18 protein-coding genes are annotated in these 20,649 nt (G+C 59.4%); 16 read left to right on the forward strand and 2 right to left on the reverse strand.

Annotated elements, in window-relative coordinates; all coding sequences use genetic code 11:
- Positions 1-27 precede the first annotated feature (27 nt).
- From dnaE to ispD, 8 genes are all read left to right on the forward strand, one after another.
- Positions 28-3,549: a DNA polymerase III subunit alpha gene (gene dnaE, locus N8H71_RS19095; RefSeq protein WP_262195177.1), complete on the forward strand. Its 3,522-nt coding sequence runs from the start codon at positions 28-30 to the stop codon at positions 3,547-3,549.
- A gap of 139 nt (positions 3,550-3,688) precedes the next feature.
- Positions 3,689-4,636, forward strand: coding sequence for an acetyl-CoA carboxylase carboxyltransferase subunit alpha (locus N8H71_RS19100; RefSeq protein WP_007954801.1), 948 nt, complete (start codon positions 3,689-3,691; stop codon positions 4,634-4,636).
- 133 nt (positions 4,637-4,769) lie between these two features.
- The gene (gene tilS, locus N8H71_RS19105; RefSeq protein ID WP_262195178.1) at positions 4,770-6,098 is read left to right on the forward strand and encodes a tRNA lysidine(34) synthetase TilS; all 1,329 of its coding nucleotides are present in this window, start codon (positions 4,770-4,772) and stop codon (positions 6,096-6,098) included.
- A 274-nt stretch (positions 6,099-6,372) separates the two neighbouring features.
- Entirely contained in the window at positions 6,373-8,004 is a 1,632-nt protein-coding gene (locus N8H71_RS19110) for a CTP synthase (RefSeq protein ID WP_003222153.1), read from the forward strand.
- A gap of 5 nt (positions 8,005-8,009) precedes the next feature.
- Positions 8,010-8,855 carry a 3-deoxy-8-phosphooctulonate synthase gene (gene kdsA, locus N8H71_RS19115; RefSeq protein ID WP_007954807.1) on the forward strand — a complete coding sequence of 282 codons (846 nt, stop codon included), beginning with the start codon at positions 8,010-8,012 and terminating at the stop codon, positions 8,853-8,855.
- A gap of 156 nt (positions 8,856-9,011) precedes the next feature.
- A complete protein-coding gene (gene eno / locus N8H71_RS19120; protein ID WP_007954808.1) occupies positions 9,012-10,301 on the forward strand; it encodes a phosphopyruvate hydratase in 1,290 nt (429 codons plus the stop codon).
- A gap of 172 nt (positions 10,302-10,473) precedes the next feature.
- Entirely contained in the window at positions 10,474-10,752 is a 279-nt protein-coding gene (ftsB, locus tag N8H71_RS19125) for a cell division protein FtsB (RefSeq protein WP_003222158.1), read from the forward strand.
- Positions 10,749-11,456 (forward strand): 2-C-methyl-D-erythritol 4-phosphate cytidylyltransferase, encoded by a 708-nt coding sequence (gene ispD / locus N8H71_RS19130; protein ID WP_262195179.1) that lies wholly within the window; start codon positions 10,749-10,751, stop codon positions 11,454-11,456. The genes ftsB and ispD overlap by 4 nt, the downstream gene beginning before the upstream one ends.
- Here the strand turns inward: ispD and N8H71_RS19135 are convergent.
- Complete coding sequence (locus tag N8H71_RS19135; protein WP_007954817.1) at positions 11,453-12,349, reverse strand: LysR substrate-binding domain-containing protein; 897 nt, start codon at positions 12,347-12,349, stop codon at positions 11,453-11,455. The two genes, ispD and N8H71_RS19135, sit on opposite strands and share 4 nt — an antisense overlap.
- A 116-nt stretch (positions 12,350-12,465) precedes the next feature.
- Between N8H71_RS19135 and N8H71_RS19140 the strand changes: the two genes are divergently transcribed.
- The 8 genes from N8H71_RS19140 to rpoS all read left to right on the forward strand — a co-directional run bounded on the left by N8H71_RS19140 (position 12,466) and on the right by rpoS (position 19,672).
- A complete protein-coding gene (locus N8H71_RS19140) occupies positions 12,466-13,578 on the forward strand; it encodes an S-(hydroxymethyl)glutathione dehydrogenase/class III alcohol dehydrogenase (protein ID WP_115076730.1) in 1,113 nt (370 codons plus the stop codon).
- Positions 13,579-13,633: 55 nt separating this feature from the next.
- Positions 13,634-14,479, forward strand: coding sequence for an S-formylglutathione hydrolase (fghA, locus tag N8H71_RS19145; protein ID WP_262195180.1), 846 nt, complete (start codon positions 13,634-13,636; stop codon positions 14,477-14,479).
- 43 nt (positions 14,480-14,522) lie between these two features.
- A complete protein-coding gene (gene ispF, locus N8H71_RS19150; RefSeq protein WP_007954821.1) occupies positions 14,523-14,996 on the forward strand; it encodes a 2-C-methyl-D-erythritol 2,4-cyclodiphosphate synthase in 474 nt (157 codons plus the stop codon).
- Positions 14,993-16,051, forward strand: a complete 1,059-nt coding sequence (truD, locus tag N8H71_RS19155; RefSeq protein WP_262195181.1) for a tRNA pseudouridine(13) synthase TruD — start codon at positions 14,993-14,995, stop codon at positions 16,049-16,051. The genes ispF and truD overlap by 4 nt, the downstream gene beginning before the upstream one ends.
- A complete protein-coding gene (gene surE, locus N8H71_RS19160; protein WP_262195182.1) occupies positions 16,039-16,788 on the forward strand; it encodes a 5'/3'-nucleotidase SurE in 750 nt (249 codons plus the stop codon). The genes truD and surE overlap by 13 nt, the downstream gene beginning before the upstream one ends.
- Positions 16,789-16,829: 41 nt before the next feature.
- Positions 16,830-17,465: a protein-L-isoaspartate(D-aspartate) O-methyltransferase gene (locus N8H71_RS19165; protein ID WP_170844894.1), complete on the forward strand. Its 636-nt coding sequence runs from the start codon at positions 16,830-16,832 to the stop codon at positions 17,463-17,465.
- A gap of 211 nt (positions 17,466-17,676) precedes the next feature.
- Positions 17,677-18,558: a peptidoglycan DD-metalloendopeptidase family protein gene (locus N8H71_RS19170; RefSeq protein WP_262195183.1), complete on the forward strand. Its 882-nt coding sequence runs from the start codon at positions 17,677-17,679 to the stop codon at positions 18,556-18,558.
- Positions 18,559-18,664: 106 nt separating this feature from the next.
- Positions 18,665-19,672, forward strand: coding sequence for an RNA polymerase sigma factor RpoS (gene rpoS, locus N8H71_RS19175; RefSeq protein WP_262195184.1), 1,008 nt, complete (start codon positions 18,665-18,667; stop codon positions 19,670-19,672).
- Positions 19,673-20,162: 490 nt separating this feature from the next.
- Here the strand turns inward: rpoS and fdxA are convergent, their stop codons facing one another.
- Positions 20,163-20,486 (reverse strand): ferredoxin FdxA, encoded by a 324-nt coding sequence (fdxA, locus tag N8H71_RS19180; RefSeq protein WP_007908827.1) that lies wholly within the window; start codon positions 20,484-20,486, stop codon positions 20,163-20,165.
- Positions 20,487-20,649: the final 163 nt, after the last annotated feature.

Consider the following 20,649-nt stretch of genomic DNA (forward strand, 5'->3'; position numbering starts at 1 on the left):
GTCTCTATGTAACTGGACAGGATCACTATGCCGGCTTCATTCGTTCATCTACGCCTGCACACTGAATACTCCCTGGTCGACGGGCTGGTGCGGATCAAGCCGCTGGTCAAGGCCCTGACCGGCATGGGCATGCCGGCCGTTGCGGTGACCGACCAGAACAACATGTGTTCGCTGGTCAAGTTCTATAAAAACACCATGGGTGCCGGGATCAAGCCGATCTGCGGCGCCGACCTGTGGCTGTCGAACAAAGATCCGGATGGTCCGCTGAGCCGACTCAGCCTGCTGGTCATGAATGCCCAGGGCTATCGCAACCTGACCGAGCTGATTTCCCGTGGCTTCATCGAAGGTCAGCGCAACGGCATGATCATCATCGAGCGCGAATGGGTCGCCGAGGCCAATGAAGGCCTGATCATGTTGTCCGCCGCCAAAGAAGGCGAGATCGGCATGGCCATGATCGGCGGTAACCCCGCTGAAGCCGAAACCCTGGCGCGTGAATGGATGGCGGTGTTCCCGGATCGTTTCTATCTGGAAGTCCAGCGCACCAACCGTCCGAACGACGAAGAACAATTGCACGGCGCCGTGGCCCTGGCCGACAAGCTCGGTGCGCCGCTGGTCGCGACCAACGACGTGCGCTTCATCAAGCAGGAAGACTTCGCCGCCCACGAAACCCGCGTTTGCATCGGTGAGGGCCGGGCCCTCGACGATCCGCGGCGTTCGAAGAACTACAGCGACCAGCAGTACCTGAAAAGCGCTGAGGAAATGGCCGAGCTGTTCAGCGACCTGCCGGATGCGGTGGAAAACACCGTCGAGATTGCCAAACGCTGCAACATCGACGTGAAGCTGGGCAAGCACTTCCTGCCCGACTATCCGATTCCCGATGGCATGACCATCGACGAGTATTTTCGCAAGGTGTCGTTCGACGGTCTGGACGATCGCCTCAGCGTGCTGCTGCCCAAGGACACCACCGAAGACTACGAGGCCAAGCGGCAGGTCTACGTCGACCGGCTGAATTTCGAGCTGGATATCATCATCCAGATGGGGTTCCCCGGTTACTTCCTGATCGTGATGGACTTTATCCAGTGGGCCAAGAACAACGGCGTGCCGGTGGGCCCTGGCCGGGGTTCGGGTGCCGGATCGCTGGTGGCCTATGTGCAGAAGATCACCGACCTCGACCCGCTGGAATATGACCTGCTGTTCGAACGTTTCCTCAACCCGGAACGGGTATCGATGCCCGACTTCGACGTCGACTTCTGTATGGACGGTCGCGACCGGGTAATCGATTACGTGGCGGAAAAATACGGCCGTAACGCCGTTAGCCAGATCATCACCTTCGGCTCCATGGCGGCGAAGGCTGTGGTACGCGACGTGGCGCGGGCCCAGGGCAAGTCGTTCGGTCTGGCGGATCGTCTGTCGAAGATGATTCCGTTCGAAGTCGGCATGACCCTGGAAAAAGCCTACGAGCAGGAAGAAATCCTGCGCGACTTCATCAAGGTCGATGAAGAAGCGGCGGAAATCTGGGAGATGGCGCGCAAGCTCGAAGGCGTGGTGCGTAACGTCGGTAAACACGCCGGTGGTGTGGTCATCGCGCCGACCAAGCTGACCGACTTCTCGCCGATCTATTGCGACGAGGCCGGCGACGGTCTGGTGACCCAGTTCGACAAGGATGACGTCGAGGCGGCCGGTCTGGTGAAGTTCGACTTCCTCGGCCTGCGGACCCTGACGATCATCGACTGGGCGCTGAAGACCATCAACCGCGACCGCGCCAAGGTCAACGAGCCGCCGCTGGACATCGCGTTCATCCCGCTGGATGACAAGCCGACTTATCAACTGCTGCAAAAGGCTGAAACCACGGCGGTGTTCCAGCTTGAATCCCGCGGCATGAAAGAGCTGATCAAAAAGCTCAAGCCCGACTGCCTCGAAGACTTGATCGCACTGGTGGCCCTGTTCCGTCCGGGCCCGCTGCAATCGGGCATGGTGGATGACTTCATCAACCGTAAGCACGGTCGCGCAGAGCTTGCTTATCCGCACCCGGATTACCAGTACGAAGGTTTGCAGCCGGTGCTGGCGCCGACGTACGGCATCATCCTGTATCAGGAACAGGTGATGCAGATCGCCCAGGTCATGGCCGGCTACACCCTCGGTGGTGCGGACATGCTGCGTCGGGCGATGGGTAAGAAGAAACCCGAGGAAATGGCCAAGCAGCGCGGCGGTTTCATTGAGGGTTGTGCGTCGAACAATATCGACGCGGATCTGGCCGGTAACATTTTCGACCTGGTAGAGAAATTCGCCGGTTACGGCTTCAACAAATCCCACTCCGCCGCTTACGGTCTGGTGTCGTACCAGACTGCCTGGCTGAAAGCCCATTACCCGGCGCCGTTCATGGCCGCGGTACTCTCGGCGGACATGCACAACACCGACAAGGTCGTGACCTTGATCGAAGAAGTGCGCACGATGAAGCTGCGCCTCGACGCGCCGGATGTGAACACTTCGGAGTTCAAGTTCACGGTGAACGACGAAGGCCGCATCGTGTACGGCCTGGGCGCGATCAAAGGCGTCGGCGAAGGCCCGGTGGAAGCGATCACCGAGGCCCGTCAGGCCGGCCCGTTCAAAGACCTGTTCGACTTCTGCGCCCGGGTCGACCTCAAGCGCATCAACAAGCGCACGCTCGATGGTCTGATCCGCAGCGGCGCGCTGGATCGCCTCGGCCCGTATTTCCACGACGAGCAAAAGGCTTATCAGGCCAATATCGACCGCAACCGCGCCGTGCTGCTGGCAGCGATGGAAGAGGCGATCAAGTCGGCCGAACAGACCGCGCGCACTCGTGACAGCGGCCACGCCGACCTGTTCGGCGGGCTGTTCGTCGAGGAAGACGCTGACGTTTACGCGCTGCATCGCAAGGCCAAGGAGCTGACGCTCAAGGAGCGCCTCAAGGGTGAAAAAGACACTCTTGGCCTGTACCTGACCGGTCATCCGATTGACGAATACGAAGGCGAAATCCGTCGTTTCGCCCGCCAACGCATCATCGACCTGAAACCGGCCCGGGACACCCAGACCGTGGCGGGGATGATCATTGCCCTGCGGGTGATGAAGAACAAGAAGGGCGACAAGATGGGCTTTATCACCCTCGACGACCGCTCCGGGCGGATCGAGGCGTCGCTGTTCGCCGATGCGTTCCACTCCGCGCAATCGCTGCTTCAGACCGATGCGATGGTGGTGGTCGAAGGCGAGGTCAGCAACGATGACTTCTCCGGTGGCCTGCGGCTGCGGGTCAAGCGGGTGATGAGCATGGAGGATGCGCGCACCAACCTGGCCGAGAGCCTGCGCCTGAAGTTGCAGACCCAGGACCTGAAAGGCGATCAGCTACGCTGGTTGGGTGATTTGCTCAAGCGTCATCGCGGGGCGTGCCCGATCACCATGGAATACACCAGTCCCGATGCGAAGACCTTGCTGCAGTTTGGCGAGACCTGGCGGATCGACCCGGCGGATGCGTTGATTCAAGCCCTGCGTGACCAGTTCGGGCGAGACAACGTCTTCCTCCAATACCGTTGACCGGCAGGTGCCATCAAAGCGCCTGCCCACAACCTGAATTTTTAATCTCGACCTCAGCGCGCCTCTCCCTTAAGGTAGGGCGCGAATAGACAACCGGCCGGCCCAAGCTCACTTGGGACACGACCCAAGACGGACGCCTATGAACCCGAATTTTCTAGATTTCGAACAGCCGATCGCCGACCTGCAAGCCAAGATCGAAGAGTTGCGCTTGGTCGGTAATGACAATTCGCTGAATATCGGCGATGAGATCTCCCGCCTGCAGGACAAGAGCAAGACGCTGACCGAAGATATCTTCGGCAAGCTGACCAGCTGGCAGATCGCTCGTCTGGCACGTCACCCGAAACGTCCTTACACCCTGGACTACATCGACCACATCTTCACCGAGTTCGACGAGCTGCACGGTGATCGTCACTTCTCCGACGACGCGGCCATTGTGGGCGGCGTGGCACGTCTGGAAGACCAGCCAGTGATGGTGATCGGTCACCAGAAGGGCCGTGAAGTGCGTGAAAAGGTACGCCGCAACTTCGGCATGCCGCGTCCGGAAGGCTACCGCAAGGCTTGCCGCCTGATGGAAATGGCCGAGCGTTTCAAGATGCCGATCCTGACCTTCATCGACACCCCGGGTGCCTACCCTGGCATCGACGCCGAAGAGCGCAACCAGAGCGAAGCGATTGCCTGGAACCTGCGCGTCATGGCTCGCCTGAAAACCCCGATCATCGCCACCGTGATTGGTGAAGGTGGTTCCGGCGGTGCACTGGCGATCGGTGTGTGCGACCAACTGAACATGCTGCAGTACTCGACTTACGCGGTGATCTCGCCGGAAGGTTGCGCTTCGATTCTGTGGAAAACTGCAGAGAAGGCGCCGGACGCCGCTGAAGCGATGGGCATCACTGCCGAGCGTCTGAAAGGCCTGGGCATCGTCGACAAGGTGATCGGCGAGCCTCTGGGCGGCGCTCACCGCGATCCGGCCGCTGCCGCTGCATCGATCCGCGCCGAGCTGAGCTCGCAACTGGCGATGCTGAAGAAGTTCGACAACGAAGCGCTGCTCAAGCGTCGTTACGATCGTCTGATGAGCTACGGTCTCTAAGTCGACCGCGCAATACCCGATGTGGGAGCGAGCCTGCTCGCGATGAGGGGTAACATTCAACCATTGAGTTGGCTGTTGCTCCGCTATCGCGAGCAGGCTCGCTCCCACATTTGATTTGTGCCAAGGGAAAGAAATGGATCAGTCGACGATTGATTTGCCTTCCAGGCTTCTGCGTAATCTCAAGCCCTGGCTCAGCGCTTCCCATTGGCGCATCGCCTTCTCCGGTGGTCTCGACTCCACCGTCCTGCTGCACCTCCTGGCCAATCTCGCCAAAACCGAATCCATTCCGGCGCTAAGCGCCATCCATGTTCATCACGGTCTTCAAACTGTGGCCGACGCTTGGCCGGCGCATTGTCAGGCGGTTTGCGATGAACTGGCAGTGCCGTTGCAAGTGGCGCGTGTGCAGGTGCAGCCGGGGGCAAGTTTGGAGCGGGCGGCGCGGGATGCGCGCTATGCGGCGTTCAGTGCGGCGACTCAGGCCAATGATGTGCTGCTGACCGGTCAGCACCGCGACGATCAGGCTGAAACGCTGTTGTTCCGCCTGCTGCGTGGTGCCGGTGTGCGTGGGCTGTCCGGTATGCCAGTCATGCGAGCGCTGGGGCAGGGCAGTCTGGTTCGGCCGTTGCTCGATGTTACGCGTGCAGAGCTGGAAGCCTATGCGCAGGATCATGGCCTGCGTTGGGTCGAGGACCCGTCGAATCAGGATCGACAGTTCTCGCGCAACTATCTGCGCCATCAGGTCATGCCGCTGCTGACTGGTCGCTGGCCTCAGGCTCACGCCAGCATGGCCCGCAGTGCGGCACATTTGCGTGAGGCGCAAGGTTTGCTTGATGAACTGGCGCAAATCGATCTGGCTCAAGCGAGTTCACCCAGTGAGTTCGTGTGGTCGGGATTGCCGTCACTGGAATTCGCGGTCATCGCGGGATTGTCCGATGCGCGCCAGCGCAATGCACTCAGTCACTGGCTGGAACCGCTCACTCGCTTGCCGGATACCGACCATTGGTCGGGTTGGGCAGATCTGCGTGATGCCGGCAATGATGCCTCGCCTATCTGGCGTCTGGCAGATGGCGAGTTGCACCGAAGCGCCGGTCGCTTGTGGTGGCTCAGCGGACAATGGCTATGCACGCCGGTGGTCAGCGGCGACTGGCACGACCTGTCGTCAGCGCTACGCTTGCCCGATAACGGGCGTGTCATGTTCAGCGGTCAGACTCCCGCAGGGCCGCTGCAAATACGCTATCGGCGGGGTGGCGAGGTGATGCATCTGGCAGCTCGCGGTCATCGCGATCTCAAGCGTCTGCTCAATGAGCGCGCGGTGCCGGCCTTCTTGCGTGGCAGATTGCCGCTGCTGTTTCGCGGTGAAGAATTGCTCGCCGTGGCGAACCTGCCGGGGCTCGACGGCAATGCGCTGGAAGGCTGGCGATTGCATTGGCAGCCTTCTGACGAAGATCAAGGTTTGAGATGAAGGGGGCATTCCGGTAGACTACGCTCCCTTCTTGATACAACTTCTGTGGATTCGCCTGAATTGCAGGAGTTGCCGATTACCAAGCAGTCTTTGCTGGGCGATTCCAAAAAATGTGTAGCGAGCAACGTACCGGTGTTTTCACTTCCGGTCTGTCCCAACGCGGCGGTTTTTTTGAAAGGTGCACTGTGATTAATGCAGGTGATCGGGGGCTTCGGCCTTCCTTCGCTTTCCCCGGCGGCTCGGACCGCTTTAACGCAGACTTCTAGGGTTTTTCATGACGCGCTACATATTCGTCACGGGCGGTGTTGTTTCTTCTTTGGGGAAAGGCATTGCATCGGCTTCATTGGCGGCCATCCTGGAGGCGCGGGGGCTTAAGGTCACCATGCTGAAGCTGGATCCGTACATCAACGTCGACCCGGGCACCATGAGCCCGTTCCAGCACGGTGAAGTGTTCGTCACCCACGACGGCGCCGAGACCGACCTGGACCTGGGCCACTACGAGCGGTTCATCCGCACGACCATGACCCAGAACAACAACTTCACCACCGGCCGTGTCTACGAGCACGTGCTGCGCAAAGAGCGCCGTGGTGACTACCTGGGTGCAACCATCCAGGTCATTCCGCACATCACCGACGAAATCAAGCGTCGCATTATCAAGGGCGCCGGCGATGCCGACGTAGCCCTGGTGGAAATCGGCGGTACCGTTGGCGACATCGAGTCGCAACCGTTCCTCGAAGCCATCCGCCAACTGCGTGTGGAAGTCGGTTCCAAGCGCGCAATGCTGATGCACCTGACCCTGGTTCCGTACATCGCCACTGCTGGCGAGACCAAGACCAAGCCGACCCAGCATTCCGTAAAAGAGCTGCGCTCGATCGGTCTGCAGCCAGACGTGCTGATCTGCCGCTCCGACCATCCGGTGGATGTGTCCTCGCGTCGCAAGATCGCGCTGTTCACCAACGTTGAAGAGCGTGCGGTGATCTCCTTGGAAGACGTCGACACCATCTACAAGATCCCGGCCGTGCTGCACGCTCAGGGTCTGGACGATTTCGTCGTCGAGCGTTTCGGCCTGCAATGCAATGGCGCCGACCTGTCCGAGTGGGAAAAGGTCGTCGATGCCAAGCTGAATCCAGAGCACGAAGTCACCATCGCGATGGTCGGCAAGTACATGGAACTGCTGGACGCCTACAAGTCGCTGATCGAAGCGATGAGTCACGCCGGCATCACCAACCGTACCAAGGTCAACCTGCGCTACATCGATTCCGAAGACATCGAGAACCAGGGCACCGCGCTTCTGGAAGGCGTCGACGCGATCCTCGTACCGGGCGGCTTCGGTCTGCGCGGCGTGGAAGGCAAGATCACTGCCGTTCAATACGCTCGCGAAAACAAGGTTCCATACCTGGGTATCTGCCTGGGCATGCAAGTAGCGGTCATCGAGTTCGCCCGTAACGTGCTGGGCTGGAAGGACGCCAACTCCACCGAGTTCGATCGTGCCAGCGGCCATCCGGTTGTCGGTCTGATCACTGAGTGGGAAGACGCTACCGGTGCCGTCGAAGTGCGTACCGAAGCGTCCGATCTGGGCGGCACCATGCGCCTCGGCGCTCAGGAATGCCTGCTCGAAGCCGGCTCCAAGGTGCACGACTGCTACGGCAAGGATGTGATTGTCGAGCGTCACCGTCACCGCTACGAAGTGAACAACAACCTGCTGCCGCAGATCATCGAAGCCGGCCTGAAGATTTCCGGTCGCTCAGCTGATGCTGCGCTGGTTGAAGTGGTCGAGGCTCCGGATCATCCATGGTTCGTCGCTTGCCAGTTCCACCCTGAGTTCACCTCGACGCCACGCGATGGCCATCCGCTGTTCAGCGGCTTCGTCAAAGCGGCATTGGCTCAACACCAGAAGAAGGCGTAACCCCGATGGCACAGAAGATCATCCGCGTCGGCGACATCGAGATTGCCAACGACAAACCCATGGTGCTGTTCGGTGGCATGAACGTGCTGGAAAGCCGTGACATGGCCATGCAGGTTTGCGAAGAGTATGTGAAGGTCACCGAAAAGCTCGGTATCCCTTACGTGTTCAAGGCCAGCTTCGACAAGGCCAACCGTTCTTCTGTGACCTCCTATCGCGGTCCTGGCCTGGAAGAGGGCATGCGCATCTTCCAGGACATCAAACAAGCCTTCGGCGTGCCGATCATCACCGACGTCCACGAGCCTGACCAGGCCGCGGTCGTCGCCGAGGTCTGCGACATCATCCAGCTGCCGGCCTTCCTGTCGCGCCAGACCGACCTCGTGGTCGCGATGGCCAAGACCAATGCCGTCATCAACATCAAGAAAGCCCAGTTCCTTGCGCCTCAGGAAATGAAACACATCCTGAACAAGTGCGTGGAAGCGGGTAACGATCAGTTGATCCTCTGCGAGCGCGGTTCGAGCTTCGGCTACAACAACCTCGTGGTCGACATGCTCGGCTTCGGCATCATGAAGCAGTTCGAGTACCCGGTATTCTTCGACGTGACCCATTCGCTGCAAATGCCTGGCGGTCGTTCCGACTCCGCCGGCGGTCGCCGCGCCCAGGTCACCGACCTGGCCAAGGCTGGCATGAGCCAGTCGCTGGCGGGCCTGTTTCTCGAAGCGCACCCGGATCCGGACAACGCCAAATGCGACGGCCCTTGCGCCTTGCGTCTGGACAAACTGGAGCCATTCCTGGCCCAGCTCAAAGCCCTGGACGAACTGGTGAAGAGTTTTCCGACGGTAGAAACCGCGTAAACCTCAATTCTCCGGTAAAGTACCGCACGATTTGTCGCTCATGCCCTCGGGTATGAGCGTTGTCGTCTGCAAGCTGCCCGCTGCACACCACTTGCCGACGGTAAAAAGATTTCCTCTAGCTGCGTCGTTTTCGTCAACTTTGGAGTGTTTACAACAATGGCAAAAATCGTCGACATCAAAGGTCGTGAAGTTCTCGACTCCCGTGGCAATCCCACCGTGGAAGCGGACGTGCTTCTCGACAACGGCATCATCGGCAGCGCTTGCGCGCCGTCCGGTGCATCCACTGGCTCGCGTGAAGCGCTCGAGCTGCGTGATGGCGACAAGAGCCGTTACCTGGGCAAGGGCGTGCTCAAGGCGGTAGCCAACATCAACGGTCCGATCCGCGATCTGCTGCTGGGCACCGACCCAAGCGACCAGAAAGCCCTGGATCACGCGATGATCAAGCTGGACGGTACTGAAAACAAAGCGACCCTGGGCGCCAACGCCATCCTCGCCGTGTCCTTGGCTGCTGCCAAGGCGGCTGCACAGGATCAGGACCTGCCGCTGTACGCTCACATCGCCAACCTGAACGGCACCCCGGGTGTGTACTCGATGCCGGTTCCAATGATGAACATCATCAACGGTGGCGAACACGCCGACAACAACGTCGACATCCAGGAATTCATGGTTCAGCCGGTTGGCGCCAAGTCTTTCTCGGAAGGTCTGCGCATGGGCACCGAGATTTTCCATCACCTGAAAGCTGTGCTGAAGGCCCGTGGCCTGAGCACTGCTGTCGGTGACGAAGGCGGTTTTGCGCCGAACCTGGCGTCCAACGAAGACGCACTGAAAGTGATTTCCGAAGCAGTCGCCAACGCCGGTTACAAACTGGGCACCGACGTGACCCTGGCTCTGGACTGCGCGGCCAGCGAATTCTTCGAAGACGGCAAGTACAACCTGTCCGGCGAAGGCCAGGTGTTCACCGCTGAAGGTTTCGCCGACTACCTCAAAGGTCTGACCGAGCGTTACCCGATCATCTCGATCGAAGACGGTCTGGACGAGTCCGACTGGGCTGGCTGGAAGATCCTCACCGACAAGATCGGCGAGAAGACCCAACTGGTCGGCGACGACCTGTTCGTGACCAACACCAAGATCCTGAAAGAAGGCATCGATAAAAAGATCGCCAACTCGATCCTGATCAAGTTCAACCAGATCGGCACCCTGACCGAAACCCTGGAAGCCATCCAGATGGCCAAGGCTGCCGGTTACACTGCCGTGATCTCGCACCGTTCGGGCGAAACCGAAGATTCGACCATTGCCGACCTGGCCGTGGGCACTTCCGCTGGCCAGATCAAGACCGGTTCGCTGTGCCGTTCCGACCGCGTTTCCAAGTACAACCAACTGCTGCGTATCGAAGAGCAGTTGAATGGCAAAGCCAAGTACAACGGTCGCAGCGAGTTTCGCGGCTGAGCAGTAAATGATAGAAAGACACCGGATTGTGTCGGAAAAGTCGTGACAGCGATGGATTTGCCACTAATCTGATGCCTTATATGCACAAGCCTGGATATTCCAGGCTTCGTGCTATCAGATGCTTCAAAGTTTTTTGCGTGGCTGTCTTTTTTCACTGGATACCTGATATTCGATGCGCAGTCCTTACTGGTTGTTTCTCGTTTTGCTCTTGCTGCTGGCCGGTCTGCAGTACCGCCTGTGGGTGGGCAATGGCAGTCTGGCGCAAGTCGCCGAACTGAATCAGCAGATTGCTGATCAACACGCCGAGAACGAAGCCTTGCTGGAGCGCAACCGGGTGATGGACGCTGAAGTCAGCGAGTTGAAGAAAGGCATGGAGACCGTTGAAGAACGGGCTCGTCACGAACTGGGCATGGTCAAGGACGGCGAAACCCTTTACCAGTTGGCCCAATGATCGATTCCCTGCCGGCCTTCTGGGCCGTGATTCCTGCCGCAGGCGTTGGTGCCCGTATGGCCGCGGACCGTCCCAAGCAATATCTGCAACTGGGCGGGCGCACAATTCTCGAACACAGCCTCGGCTGTTTCCTCGATCACCCGAGCCTAAAGGGCCTGGTGGTCAGTCTTGCCGTCGATGATCCTTATTGGCCGAACCTGGCCAGCGCCAGTGATTCGCGGATTCAACGGGTCGACGGTGGGGCCGAACGTTCTGGCTCGGTACTCAACGCCTTGCTTCATCTGCATGGCCAAGGTGCTGACGACGAGGACTGGGTGCTGGTGCACGATGCGGCGCGGCCCAATCTGAGCCGTGACGATCTCGACAAACTGCTCGCTGAGCTGGCGAACGACCCGGTCGGCGGATTGCTGGCCGTGCCGGCCAAGGACACTCTCAAGCGGGTCGACAAGCACGGTCGGGTGGTGGAAACCGTCGATCGCAGCGTGATCTGGCAAGCCTATACACCGCAGATGTTCCGCCTCGGTGCGCTGCACCGTGCATTGGCGGACAGTCTGGTGGCCGATGCAGTGATCACCGATGAAGCCTCTGCAATGGAGTGGGCCGGCATGGCGCCGCGTCTGATCGAAGGTCGTGCTGACAACCTGAAAGTCACCCGCCCCGAAGACCTCGAATGGTTGCGCCAACGCTGGATTAACCGTCGTTAAATCCGATACTCCGGCCGTTCAGCCAAACCTTCCTTGAGAAAATCCACCAGTTTGCGCACCTTCGGCGACAAGTGCCGCTGCTGCGGATACAGCGCCCACACCGCCGTATTCGGCGGTTGGTGCGCCTCCAAAAGCGAAATCAACGCACCGCTGTGCAAATGCTCCAGCACGTAATAGTCCGGTAACTGACACAGTCCGACGCCTTGTAGCGCCGCATCCAGCACCGCTTGCCCACTGTTGCAGCGCCAGTTTCCCTGCACCCGCTGGGAAAATTCCCGCCCGTTTTGCTCAAGCTGCCAGATGTCCGAGCTGCCGATCAGGCAATTGTGCCGTCCCAGTTCCGACAAACTGTGTGGACGCCCGTACCGTTCAAGGTAGGAAGGCGACGCACACAAATACATGCGCCGCGGTGCCAGTCGGGTGGCCACCAGCCGGGAATCCTGAAGACGACCGAGGCGGATCGCCAGGTCCAGGCCTTCGTGAACCAGATCGAGTTGGCGGTTGGTCAGTTCAATGTCGATGCGCAATTGCGGGTAATGGCCCATGAACCGGGTCACCAGCGGCACGATGAAACGCTCGCCGTACGCCACGGCGCAGGTCATGCGCAGCATGCCTTTGGGTTCGCTGGTCAGATCGCCGACTGCGCGCAACGCTTCTTCGCGACCGTCCTGCAGGCGCTGACAATGTTGCAGGAAGGTCTGGCCGGCTTCGGTCAGTGTGACGCGTCGGGTGCTGCGGTACAGCAGTCGCGTCTGCAAGCGCTCTTCCAGTCGTACGATTTGTCGACTGATGTGCGAGGAAGAAACGCCCAGGCGTTCAGCGGCAGCAGTGAACTGGCTGCACTCGGCAACGGCGACGAACTCGTCGATGCCTTCCCAGCGGTTTTCGGACATCGGGATTATCCCTGTATGGCAATAATGTTTTGCTTTTGCCCGGATTATTCATCAAGCAGCGCTGGACTACACTCCCTGTCTGGTTTTTTATTCAATGGATTCACTGGAGAGTCAGCATGATCAAGTCGCGCGCCGCCGTTGCCTTCGAGGCCAAGAAGCCGCTGGAAATCGTAGAAGTCGATGTCGCCATGCCCAAGGCCGGTGAAGTGTTGCTGCGCGTGGTGGCTTCCGGGGTTTGTCACACCGATGCCTACACCCTGTCCGGGGCTGATCCGGAAGGTATCTTCCCGTCGATCCTCGGCCATGAAGGCGGCGCCATCGTCGAAGCGATCGGCGAAGGCGTGACCTCGGTGGCCGTCGGAGACCACGTGATCCCGCTGTACACCCCGGAATGCGGTCAGTGCAAATTCTGCAAGTCGGGCAAGACCAACCTGTGTCAGGCCATTCGCGCCACCCAGGGCAAGGGCCTGATGCCGGACGGCACGTCGCGCTTTTCCTACAAAGGCCAAACGATTTTCCACTACATGGGTACCTCGACCTTCTCCGAGTACACCGTGCTGCCGGAAATCTCCGTGGCCAAGATCTCCAAGGACGCGCCGCTGGAAAAGGTCTGCCTGCTCGGTTGCGGCGTGACCACCGGTATCGGTGCGGTGATCAACACCGCCAAGGTCAAACCGGGTGACACCGTGGCCATCTTCGGTCTCGGCGGCATTGGTCTGTCGGCCGTGATTGGTGCGGTGAAGGCCAAGGCCGCGCGCATCATCGCCATCGACATCAACCCGGCCAAGTTCGAAATCGCCAAGCAACTGGGTGCCACCGACTGCGTGAACCCGAAAGATTTCGATCGTCCGATCCAGGAAGTGATCGTCGACATGACCGATGGCGGCGTCGACTTCTCCTTTGAATGCATCGGCAACGTGCAACTGATGCGCGCAGCCCTCGAGTGCTGCCACAAGGGTTGGGGCGAGTCGGTCATCATCGGCGTAGCCGGTGCCGGCCAGGAAATCGCTACCCGTCCGTTCCAGTTGGTGACCGGCCGAGTCTGGCGCGGTTCGGCGTTCGGTGGGGTGCGTGGCCGTACCGAATTGCCAAGCTATGTCGACATGGCTCAGAGCGGCGAAATCCCGCTGGACACCTTCATCACCCACACCATGGGTCTGGAAGACATCAACAAGGCCTTTGACCTGATGCACGAAGGCAAAAGCATCCGCACCGTCATTCATTTCTGATCAATCGCGATGCCACGGCTGCCAATGTGCAGCCGTGGCTGCGTAGGAGTCCTACATGAGTCTGGAAAACATCTCCTGTCAGAAAAGTTTCGGCGGCTGGCACAAGCGCTATCGCCATCGCTCCGAAGTGCTGGGCTGTGACATGGTGTTTGCCGTGTACCTGCCGCCGCAGGCAGAGCAGGGCGGCAAGCTGCCGGTGCTGTATTGGCTGTCGGGCCTGACCTGCACGGACGAAAACTTCATGCAGAAGGCCGGTGCCATGCGCATGGCGGCCGAGCTCGGGCTGATCATCGTGGCACCGGACACCAGCCCGCGTGGTCCTGATGTACCGGGTGATCCGGATGGCGCGTGGGATTTCGGCCTCGGTGCCGGGTTTTATCTGAATGCCACGCAGGAACCCTGGTCGCGGCACTATCGGATGCATGACTATGTCGTGCAGGAATTGCCTTCACTGGTTGAAGCGCATTTCCCGGCGTCGGAAAAACGCAGCATCAGCGGCCACTCCATGGGCGGTCACGGCGCATTGGTCTGTGCGCTGCGCAATCCGGGACGTTATCAGTCGGTGTCTGCGTTCTCGCCGATCAATAATCCGATTGATTGCCCTTGGGGCCAGAAAGCGTTCACCCGCTATCTGGGCGAAGATCGTTCGAAATGGCGCGAGTGGGATGCCTGTGCGCTGATCGCCGAGGCCGACGAGAAACTGCCAATGCTGGTGGATCAGGGTGACCGCGACGATTTCCTCGCCACCCAGCTCAAACCCGAAGCCCTGCAACAAGCGGCAAAACAGGCGGGGCATCCGCTGACGTTGCGCCTGCAACCGGGCTACGACCACAGCTATTTCTTCATCGCGAGCTTCATTGACGACCACTTGCAGCATCACGCGCGCGCCCTCAAGGCCTAATGCAGGTAGAATCACGCCCTGACAAAATTCGGGGCGTTTTTTTATGCGTATTGGCCACGGCTATGATGTGCACCGTTTCGCTGAAGGCGATTTCATTACTCTGGGCGGCGTGCGAATCGCACACGGCTTCGGGCTGCTCGCTCACTCCGACGGTGACGTCCTGCTGCACGCCTTGAGCGACGCCTTGCTCGGCGCGGCTGCGCTGGGTGATATCGGCAAGCATTTCCCGGACACCGACCCGCAATTCAAGGGCGCCGACAGCCGTGTGCTGCTGCGTCACGTGGTCAGTCTGATCCACGCCAAAGGCTGGAAGGTCGGCAACGTCGACAACACCATCGTTGCCCAGGCACCGAAAATGGCCCCCCATATCGAATCGATGCGCGCGCTGATTGCCGCGGATCTGCAAGTAGAACTGGATCAAGTGAACGTGAAAGCCACCACCACCGAGAAGCTCGGCTTCGTCGGTCGCGAAGAAGGCATCGCCGTGCATTCCGTTGCCTTGTTGCTGCGCGCATGAACGAACTGCAATTGCTCGGCCCGCGGGCCTATGGCGACGCCCTCGGCACCGCGGTCCTGAAAGCCATCGCCGAAGATTTCCAGGTCGATGAAGTCCTCGACATTCCGTTCAGCGGTGACGGTGAGCACCTGTGGATCTGGGTGGAAAAGCGCGGCCTGAACACCGAAGAAGCCGCGCGCCGTATCGCCAAGGCAGCCGGTGTGCCGCTGCGTACGGTGAGTTACGCCGGGCTCAAGGATCGTCAGGCGCTGACCCGTCAGTGGTTCAGCGTTCAGTTGCCGGGCAAGGCTGATCCGGATCTGTCGGCAGCTGAAAACGACACGCTGAAAATCCTCAAGACCACCCGCCATAAGCGCAAGCTGCAACGCGGTGCGCATTCGGCCAACGGTTTCACGTTGCGCCTGACCCAGTTCAATGGCGACAAGGCCGCCATCGACGAGCGTCTGCAACTGATCGCCAATCAAGGTATCCCGAATTACTTCGGTGCCCAGCGTTTCGGCCATGACGGTGGCAACGTCGTCGATGCCCGTTCGTGGGCTGCGCGCAAGGCACTGCCGGAGCAACGCAATGTGCGTTCGCGCCTGCTGTCGACCGCGCGCAGTTTTCTGTTCAATCAGGTGCTCGCGGCGCGGGTCGCCGATGGCAGCTGGCAGCGTGCCCAGGTCGGCGATTTGCTGGCATTCACCGACAGCCGCAGCTTTTTTCCGGCAGGTGAAGCCGAATGCAGCGACCCGCGCCTGGCGATTCTGGACCTGCACCCGACCGGGCCGCAGTGGGGCGAAGGTGACTCGCCGGCGACCGGGGTTGTCCATGATCTGGAGCAGGGAATTGCCGCACGCGAGGCGGATCTGCGCGATTGGTTGATTAATGCCGGTATGAGCCACGAACGTCGCATCCTGCGGCTGCCCATTGGCGGGTTGACGTGGCATTATCCCGAGCCTGACATTCTGCAACTGGAATTCGTCCTCCCGGCCGGATGCTTCGCCACCGTATTGGTGCGTGAACTCGTTGATCTGGTGCCGGTGGGGCAGACGGACAGCCCATGCGTATTCTGATTTCTAACGACGATGGGGTGACTGCGCCCGGTCTTGCCGCGCTTTATGCTGCGCTGGCGGATTACACCGAATGCGTGGTTATCGCCCCGGAACAGGACAAGAGCGGTGCCAGCAGTTCGCTGACGCTCGACCGTCCGCTGCACCCGCAATATCTGGCCAACGGCTTTATCAGCATCAATGGCACACCGACCGACTGCGTCCATCTGGGGCTCAACGGTTTGCTCGAGCGCGAACCGGACATGGTGGTTTCGGGCATCAACCTTGGCGCCAACCTGGGGGATGACGTGCTGTATTCCGGGACGGTGGCAGCCGCCCTCGAGGGCCGCTTTCTCGAGCGCCCGTCGTTTGCCTTCTCGCTGGTTTCGCGGCAGGTCGATAACCTGTCCACGGCTGCCTACTTTGCGCGCAAACTGGTCGAAGCCCACGCCGGGCTCGATCTGCCACCACGCACGGTGTTGAACGTGAACATTCCCAATCTGCCGATCGATCACATTCGCGGCATTCAACTGACCCGTCTCGGCCATCGCGCCCGTGCGGCGGCACCGATGAAAGTCGTGGACCCGCGCGGCAAGGCCGGTTACTGGATCGCGGCGGCAGGTGACGCGGAAGACGGCGGGCCGGGAACCGATTTCCATGCGGTGATGCAGGGTTACGTTTCCATCACTCCGTTGCAGCTTGATCGCACCTTTAATGATGCCTTCAGAAGTCTCGACGGCTGGCTGGAGGGGCTCAATTAATGGCTCGAGAACAAGAAGACAGGCTGCGCAGCGGCATCGGAATGACGTCTCAGCGAACCCGTGAGCGCCTGATCCAGCGTCTGTATGAAGAGGGCGTTTCCAACGCCAGCGTGCTGGAAGTGATCCGCCGCACCCCGCGACACCTGTTCGTCGATGAAGCGTTGGCGCACCGTGCCTATGAGGACACCGCGCTGCCGATCGGCAACAACCAGACCATTTCCCAGCCTTATATGGTGGCGCGCATGAGCGAGCTGCTGCTGGAAGCCGGTCCGCTGGATAAAGTGCTGGAGATCGGCACCGGTTCGGGTTACCAGACGGCGGTGTTGTCGCAACTGGTCGAGCGAGTGTTCTCGGTGGAGCGCATCAAGGTTTTGCAGGATCGGGCCAAGGAACGCCTGGTCGAGCTGAATCTGCGTAACGTGGTGTTCCGCTGGGGCGACGGCTGGGAAGGCTGGCCGGCGCTTGCGCCGTACAACGGCATCATAGTCACGGCGGTCGCTACCGATGTGCCTCAGGCTTTGCTGGATCAACTGGCACCGGGCGGGCGGATGGTAATCCCGGTTGGCTCGGGTGAGGTGCAGCAATTGATGTTGATCGTGCGCGAAGAAAACGGCTTCTCCCGACACGTTCTGGGAGCGGTGCGTTTTGTGCCATTGCTCAACGGTCCGCTGGCCTGAGCATTTGTTCGGGGGCGCTGAATTCCTGTCGAACCCGCCTGTCTTACAGCGGCAGCGAGTGTTTAAACAGGATTGATCGTCTTCAGGCAAACGTGTGCGCCGAGCGATAGCGCTTCTATAAAGGTAAAGCCGGTTGCGCCCGTTATACTTGCGAAGTTTCATGCCGGAATCGGCATTCCACATTTTTCAGCCACCACAAAGGGAGCGGCGGGTGAGTCTCACAGTCATAGCGCAGCGTATAGGTAACACGAGCTTTCAGCGCCTGGTGACTGGCCTTGTCTTGAGCACCTTGCTGGTTGGTTGCTCCAGCACAAAATCGAACAACGTACGAGTCGTCGATCGCAACAATGCGGTGGCCCAGCGTCCGGCCGTAACGACCGGTCAGTATGTAGTCCGTCCGGGTGATACCTTGTTTTCCATCGCCTTTCGCTACGGCTGGGACTACAAAGCCCTCGCCGCCCGGAACAATATTCCTACGCCATACACGATACATCCGGGTCAGACGATTCGCTTCGATGGCCGCACCGGTTCAACGTCGACTGCGGTCGTCACCAACACCGGTTCCTCAGCGTCTTCGTCCAGCAAAACCACGGTTATCCGGCGCCAGGCAAATGGCACGACGACTACCACAACCACGGGTTCCGGCGCGGCTTCGACGACGGTTGTACCGTCCGTCGCCAACAAGCAAACACCCGCTCCATTGCCTCCTCCGGGTCCGGCCCCGACCGGCTGGGGATGGCCATCTAATGGCATTCTGATTGGTAAATTCTCTTCAAACGGTAGTTTGAATAAAGGAATTGATATCGCCGGGGATTTGGGACAGCCTGTTTTAGCTGCGTCTGATGGGACGGTGGTTTACGCCGGGAGTGGCTTAAGGGGCTACGGCGAATTGGTCATCATCAAACACAGCGAAACCTACGTCAGTGCTTACGGACACAACCGTCGGCTGTTGGTACGGGAGGGGCAGCAGGTCAAGGTCGGACAGACAATTGCCGAAATGGGGTCAACGGGTACAGACCGGGTGAAACTGCATTTTGAGATTCGCCGACAAGGTAAACCTGTAGATCCGCTGCAGTTCCTGCCAAGACGTTGATTTGCAGACCAGCCTGTTCCGTCACGTAGAGGGGACAGGCTCCAGCGTTGCCAAGGATAAAGGCGCCGCTTGAGCTTGGGGTCGAACTCACCAAAGGACTATAACAATGGCTCTCAGTAAAGAAGTGCCGGAGTTTGACATCGACGATGAGGTTCTCCTGATGGAGACCGGCATCGATTCGGATTCGATGTCGAATGATGAAGGGGCTGCTCCACCTTCCGTTCGTGCCAAATCCAGAAGCTCCGCTTCGCTTAAACAACACAAGTACATCGACTACACTCGGGCACTCGATGCCACGCAGTTGTATCTCAACGAAATCGGCTTTTCCCCATTGCTCTCACCGGAAGAAGAAGTTCATTTTGCGCGCTTGTCGCAAAGTGGCGATCCTGCCGGTCGCAAGCGCATGATTGAAAGTAACCTGCGGCTGGTGGTCAAAATCGCCCGGCGTTACGTCAATCGGGGGCTGTCGCTGCTGGATCTGATCGAAGAGGGCAACCTCGGACTGATCCGCGCGGTGGAAAAGTTCGATCCCGAGCGCGGTTTCCGCTTCTCGACCTACGCGACCTGGTGGATCCGTCAGACCATCGAGCGCGCGATCATGAATCAGACCCGGACCATCCGGTTGCCGATCCATGTGGTCAAGGAGCTCAACGTGTACCTGCGGGCTGCACGGGAGCTGACGCAAAAGCTCGACCACGAACCCTCACCCGAAGAAATTGCCAACCTGCTGGAAAAACCGGTGGGCGAGGTCAAGCGCATGCTGGGCCTGAACGAGCGGGTTTCTTCGGTCGACGTCTCGCTGGGTCCGGATTCGGATAAAACCCTGCTGGACACTTTGACGGATGACCGTCCGACCGATCCATGCGAACTGCTGCAGGACGACGATCTGTCGCAGAGCATCGATCAATGGCTCTCGGAACTGACCGACAAGCAACGCGAGGTGGTCGTACGCCGCTTCGGCCTGCGCGGTCATGAGAGCAGCACGCTGGAAGATGTAGGCCTGGAGATCGGCCTGACCCGGGAACGGGTGAGACAGATCCAGGTGGAAGGCCTCAAACGCCTTCGGGAAATTCTCGAGAAAAACGGCCTGTCGAGCGAGTCGCTGTTTCAATAAGCCGCCTGCATGACCGCTATGCAAAAAGCCCCGACTGGTTCGGGGCTTTTTGTTTATGTACTGAAAGCGGGAGGCATTCCCAGCTTGTAGGTTTGCGTTGTAAGCCTTTGCTGACTGTATCGTAAGTGTTCGTTATTTTTACACTGCCGCTGACGGCGATTTTGATCATCGACATTTCATAACTTAATGATTTATATGATTATTTTTTAATGTTGAGGGCTTGTGACAACAAGTCCGCGCGTTGAAGGCCAGTTGCTCCCGCCGGGGAACTCATTAGTATCTGGGTTGTGTCGACGGATAGACACGCCCTTCAAGGAAGAGGGGAATGGACATCGCAGGAAGCGATTTCATCAGGACGATGAAAAGGAACACAGGGAATAGGGAAAAAATGTGGGCGGGTCAAACCGCCCCTTTTTTTTGCCTGAAATAAAGCAAAACCCGGAAAAGCAAAAAGGCCCGCGAGGGGCCTTTTCTTCAAACGCGGGACAGATCAGCGTTCGAGGTCTTTGATCTTGCCTTTGACGCCATCCCACTCTTCGGCATCCGGCAGCGATTCTTTCTTCTCGGTGATGTTCGGCCAGATCTCGGCCAGCTCGACGTTCAGCTGAATGAATTCCTGCATCTCTTCCGGAACTTCGTCCTCGGAGAAAATGGCCACGGCCGGGCATTCCGGCTCGCACAGGGCGCAGTCGATGCACTCATCCGGGTGAATTACCAGGAAGTTCGGGCCTTCGTAGAAGCAGTCCACCGGACAGACTTCTACGCAGTCGGTGTACTTGCACTTGATGCAGTTGTCGGTGACGACGAAGGTCATTTCTAATTTTCTCCTCAGGCGGCGGCAGCGTTGCCCCTTCACGGTTGGGGTCGCCAGGTTCGGGAGCGATGTCTGCCAGCCAGGCTAATAGCCAGCAGCATCCCGAACCGCGCGAGATTCTAACAGCTTGAAGCCGTTTGCGTTATATCCGGTTCGTCGGTAC

This window comes from Pseudomonas koreensis, from assembly GCF_025447595.1.
GTDB classification, from domain to species: Bacteria; Pseudomonadota; Gammaproteobacteria; order Pseudomonadales; family Pseudomonadaceae; genus Aquipseudomonas; species Aquipseudomonas koreensis_H.

What these genes read in the sequence shown, in the direction of transcription:
- dnaE (WP_262195177.1), top strand. Translation starts at nt 28, where the DNA reads ATGCCGGCTTCATTCGTTCATCTACGCCTGCACACTGAATACTCCCTG.
- N8H71_RS19100 (WP_007954801.1), top strand. Translation starts at nt 3,689, where the DNA reads ATGAACCCGAATTTTCTAGATTTCGAACAGCCGATCGCCGACCTGCAA.
- tilS (WP_262195178.1), top strand. Translation starts at nt 4,770, where the DNA reads ATGGATCAGTCGACGATTGATTTGCCTTCCAGGCTTCTGCGTAATCTC.
- N8H71_RS19110 (WP_003222153.1), top strand. Translation starts at nt 6,373, where the DNA reads ATGACGCGCTACATATTCGTCACGGGCGGTGTTGTTTCTTCTTTGGGG.
- kdsA (WP_007954807.1), top strand. Translation starts at nt 8,010, where the DNA reads ATGGCACAGAAGATCATCCGCGTCGGCGACATCGAGATTGCCAACGAC.
- eno (WP_007954808.1), top strand. Translation starts at nt 9,012, where the DNA reads ATGGCAAAAATCGTCGACATCAAAGGTCGTGAAGTTCTCGACTCCCGT.
- ftsB (WP_003222158.1), top strand. Translation starts at nt 10,474, where the DNA reads ATGCGCAGTCCTTACTGGTTGTTTCTCGTTTTGCTCTTGCTGCTGGCC.
- ispD (WP_262195179.1), top strand. Translation starts at nt 10,749, where the DNA reads ATGATCGATTCCCTGCCGGCCTTCTGGGCCGTGATTCCTGCCGCAGGC.
- N8H71_RS19135 (WP_007954817.1), bottom strand. Translation starts at nt 12,349, where the DNA reads ATGTCCGAAAACCGCTGGGAAGGCATCGACGAGTTCGTCGCCGTTGCC.
- N8H71_RS19140 (WP_115076730.1), top strand. Translation starts at nt 12,466, where the DNA reads ATGATCAAGTCGCGCGCCGCCGTTGCCTTCGAGGCCAAGAAGCCGCTG.
- fghA (WP_262195180.1), top strand. Translation starts at nt 13,634, where the DNA reads ATGAGTCTGGAAAACATCTCCTGTCAGAAAAGTTTCGGCGGCTGGCAC.
- ispF (WP_007954821.1), top strand. Translation starts at nt 14,523, where the DNA reads ATGCGTATTGGCCACGGCTATGATGTGCACCGTTTCGCTGAAGGCGAT.
- truD (WP_262195181.1), top strand. Translation starts at nt 14,993, where the DNA reads ATGAACGAACTGCAATTGCTCGGCCCGCGGGCCTATGGCGACGCCCTC.
- surE (WP_262195182.1), top strand. Translation starts at nt 16,039, where the DNA reads ATGCGTATTCTGATTTCTAACGACGATGGGGTGACTGCGCCCGGTCTT.
- N8H71_RS19165 (WP_170844894.1), top strand. Translation starts at nt 16,830, where the DNA reads ATGACGTCTCAGCGAACCCGTGAGCGCCTGATCCAGCGTCTGTATGAA.
- rpoS (WP_262195184.1), top strand. Translation starts at nt 18,665, where the DNA reads ATGGCTCTCAGTAAAGAAGTGCCGGAGTTTGACATCGACGATGAGGTT.
- fdxA (WP_007908827.1), bottom strand. Translation starts at nt 20,486, where the DNA reads ATGACCTTCGTCGTCACCGACAACTGCATCAAGTGCAAGTACACCGAC.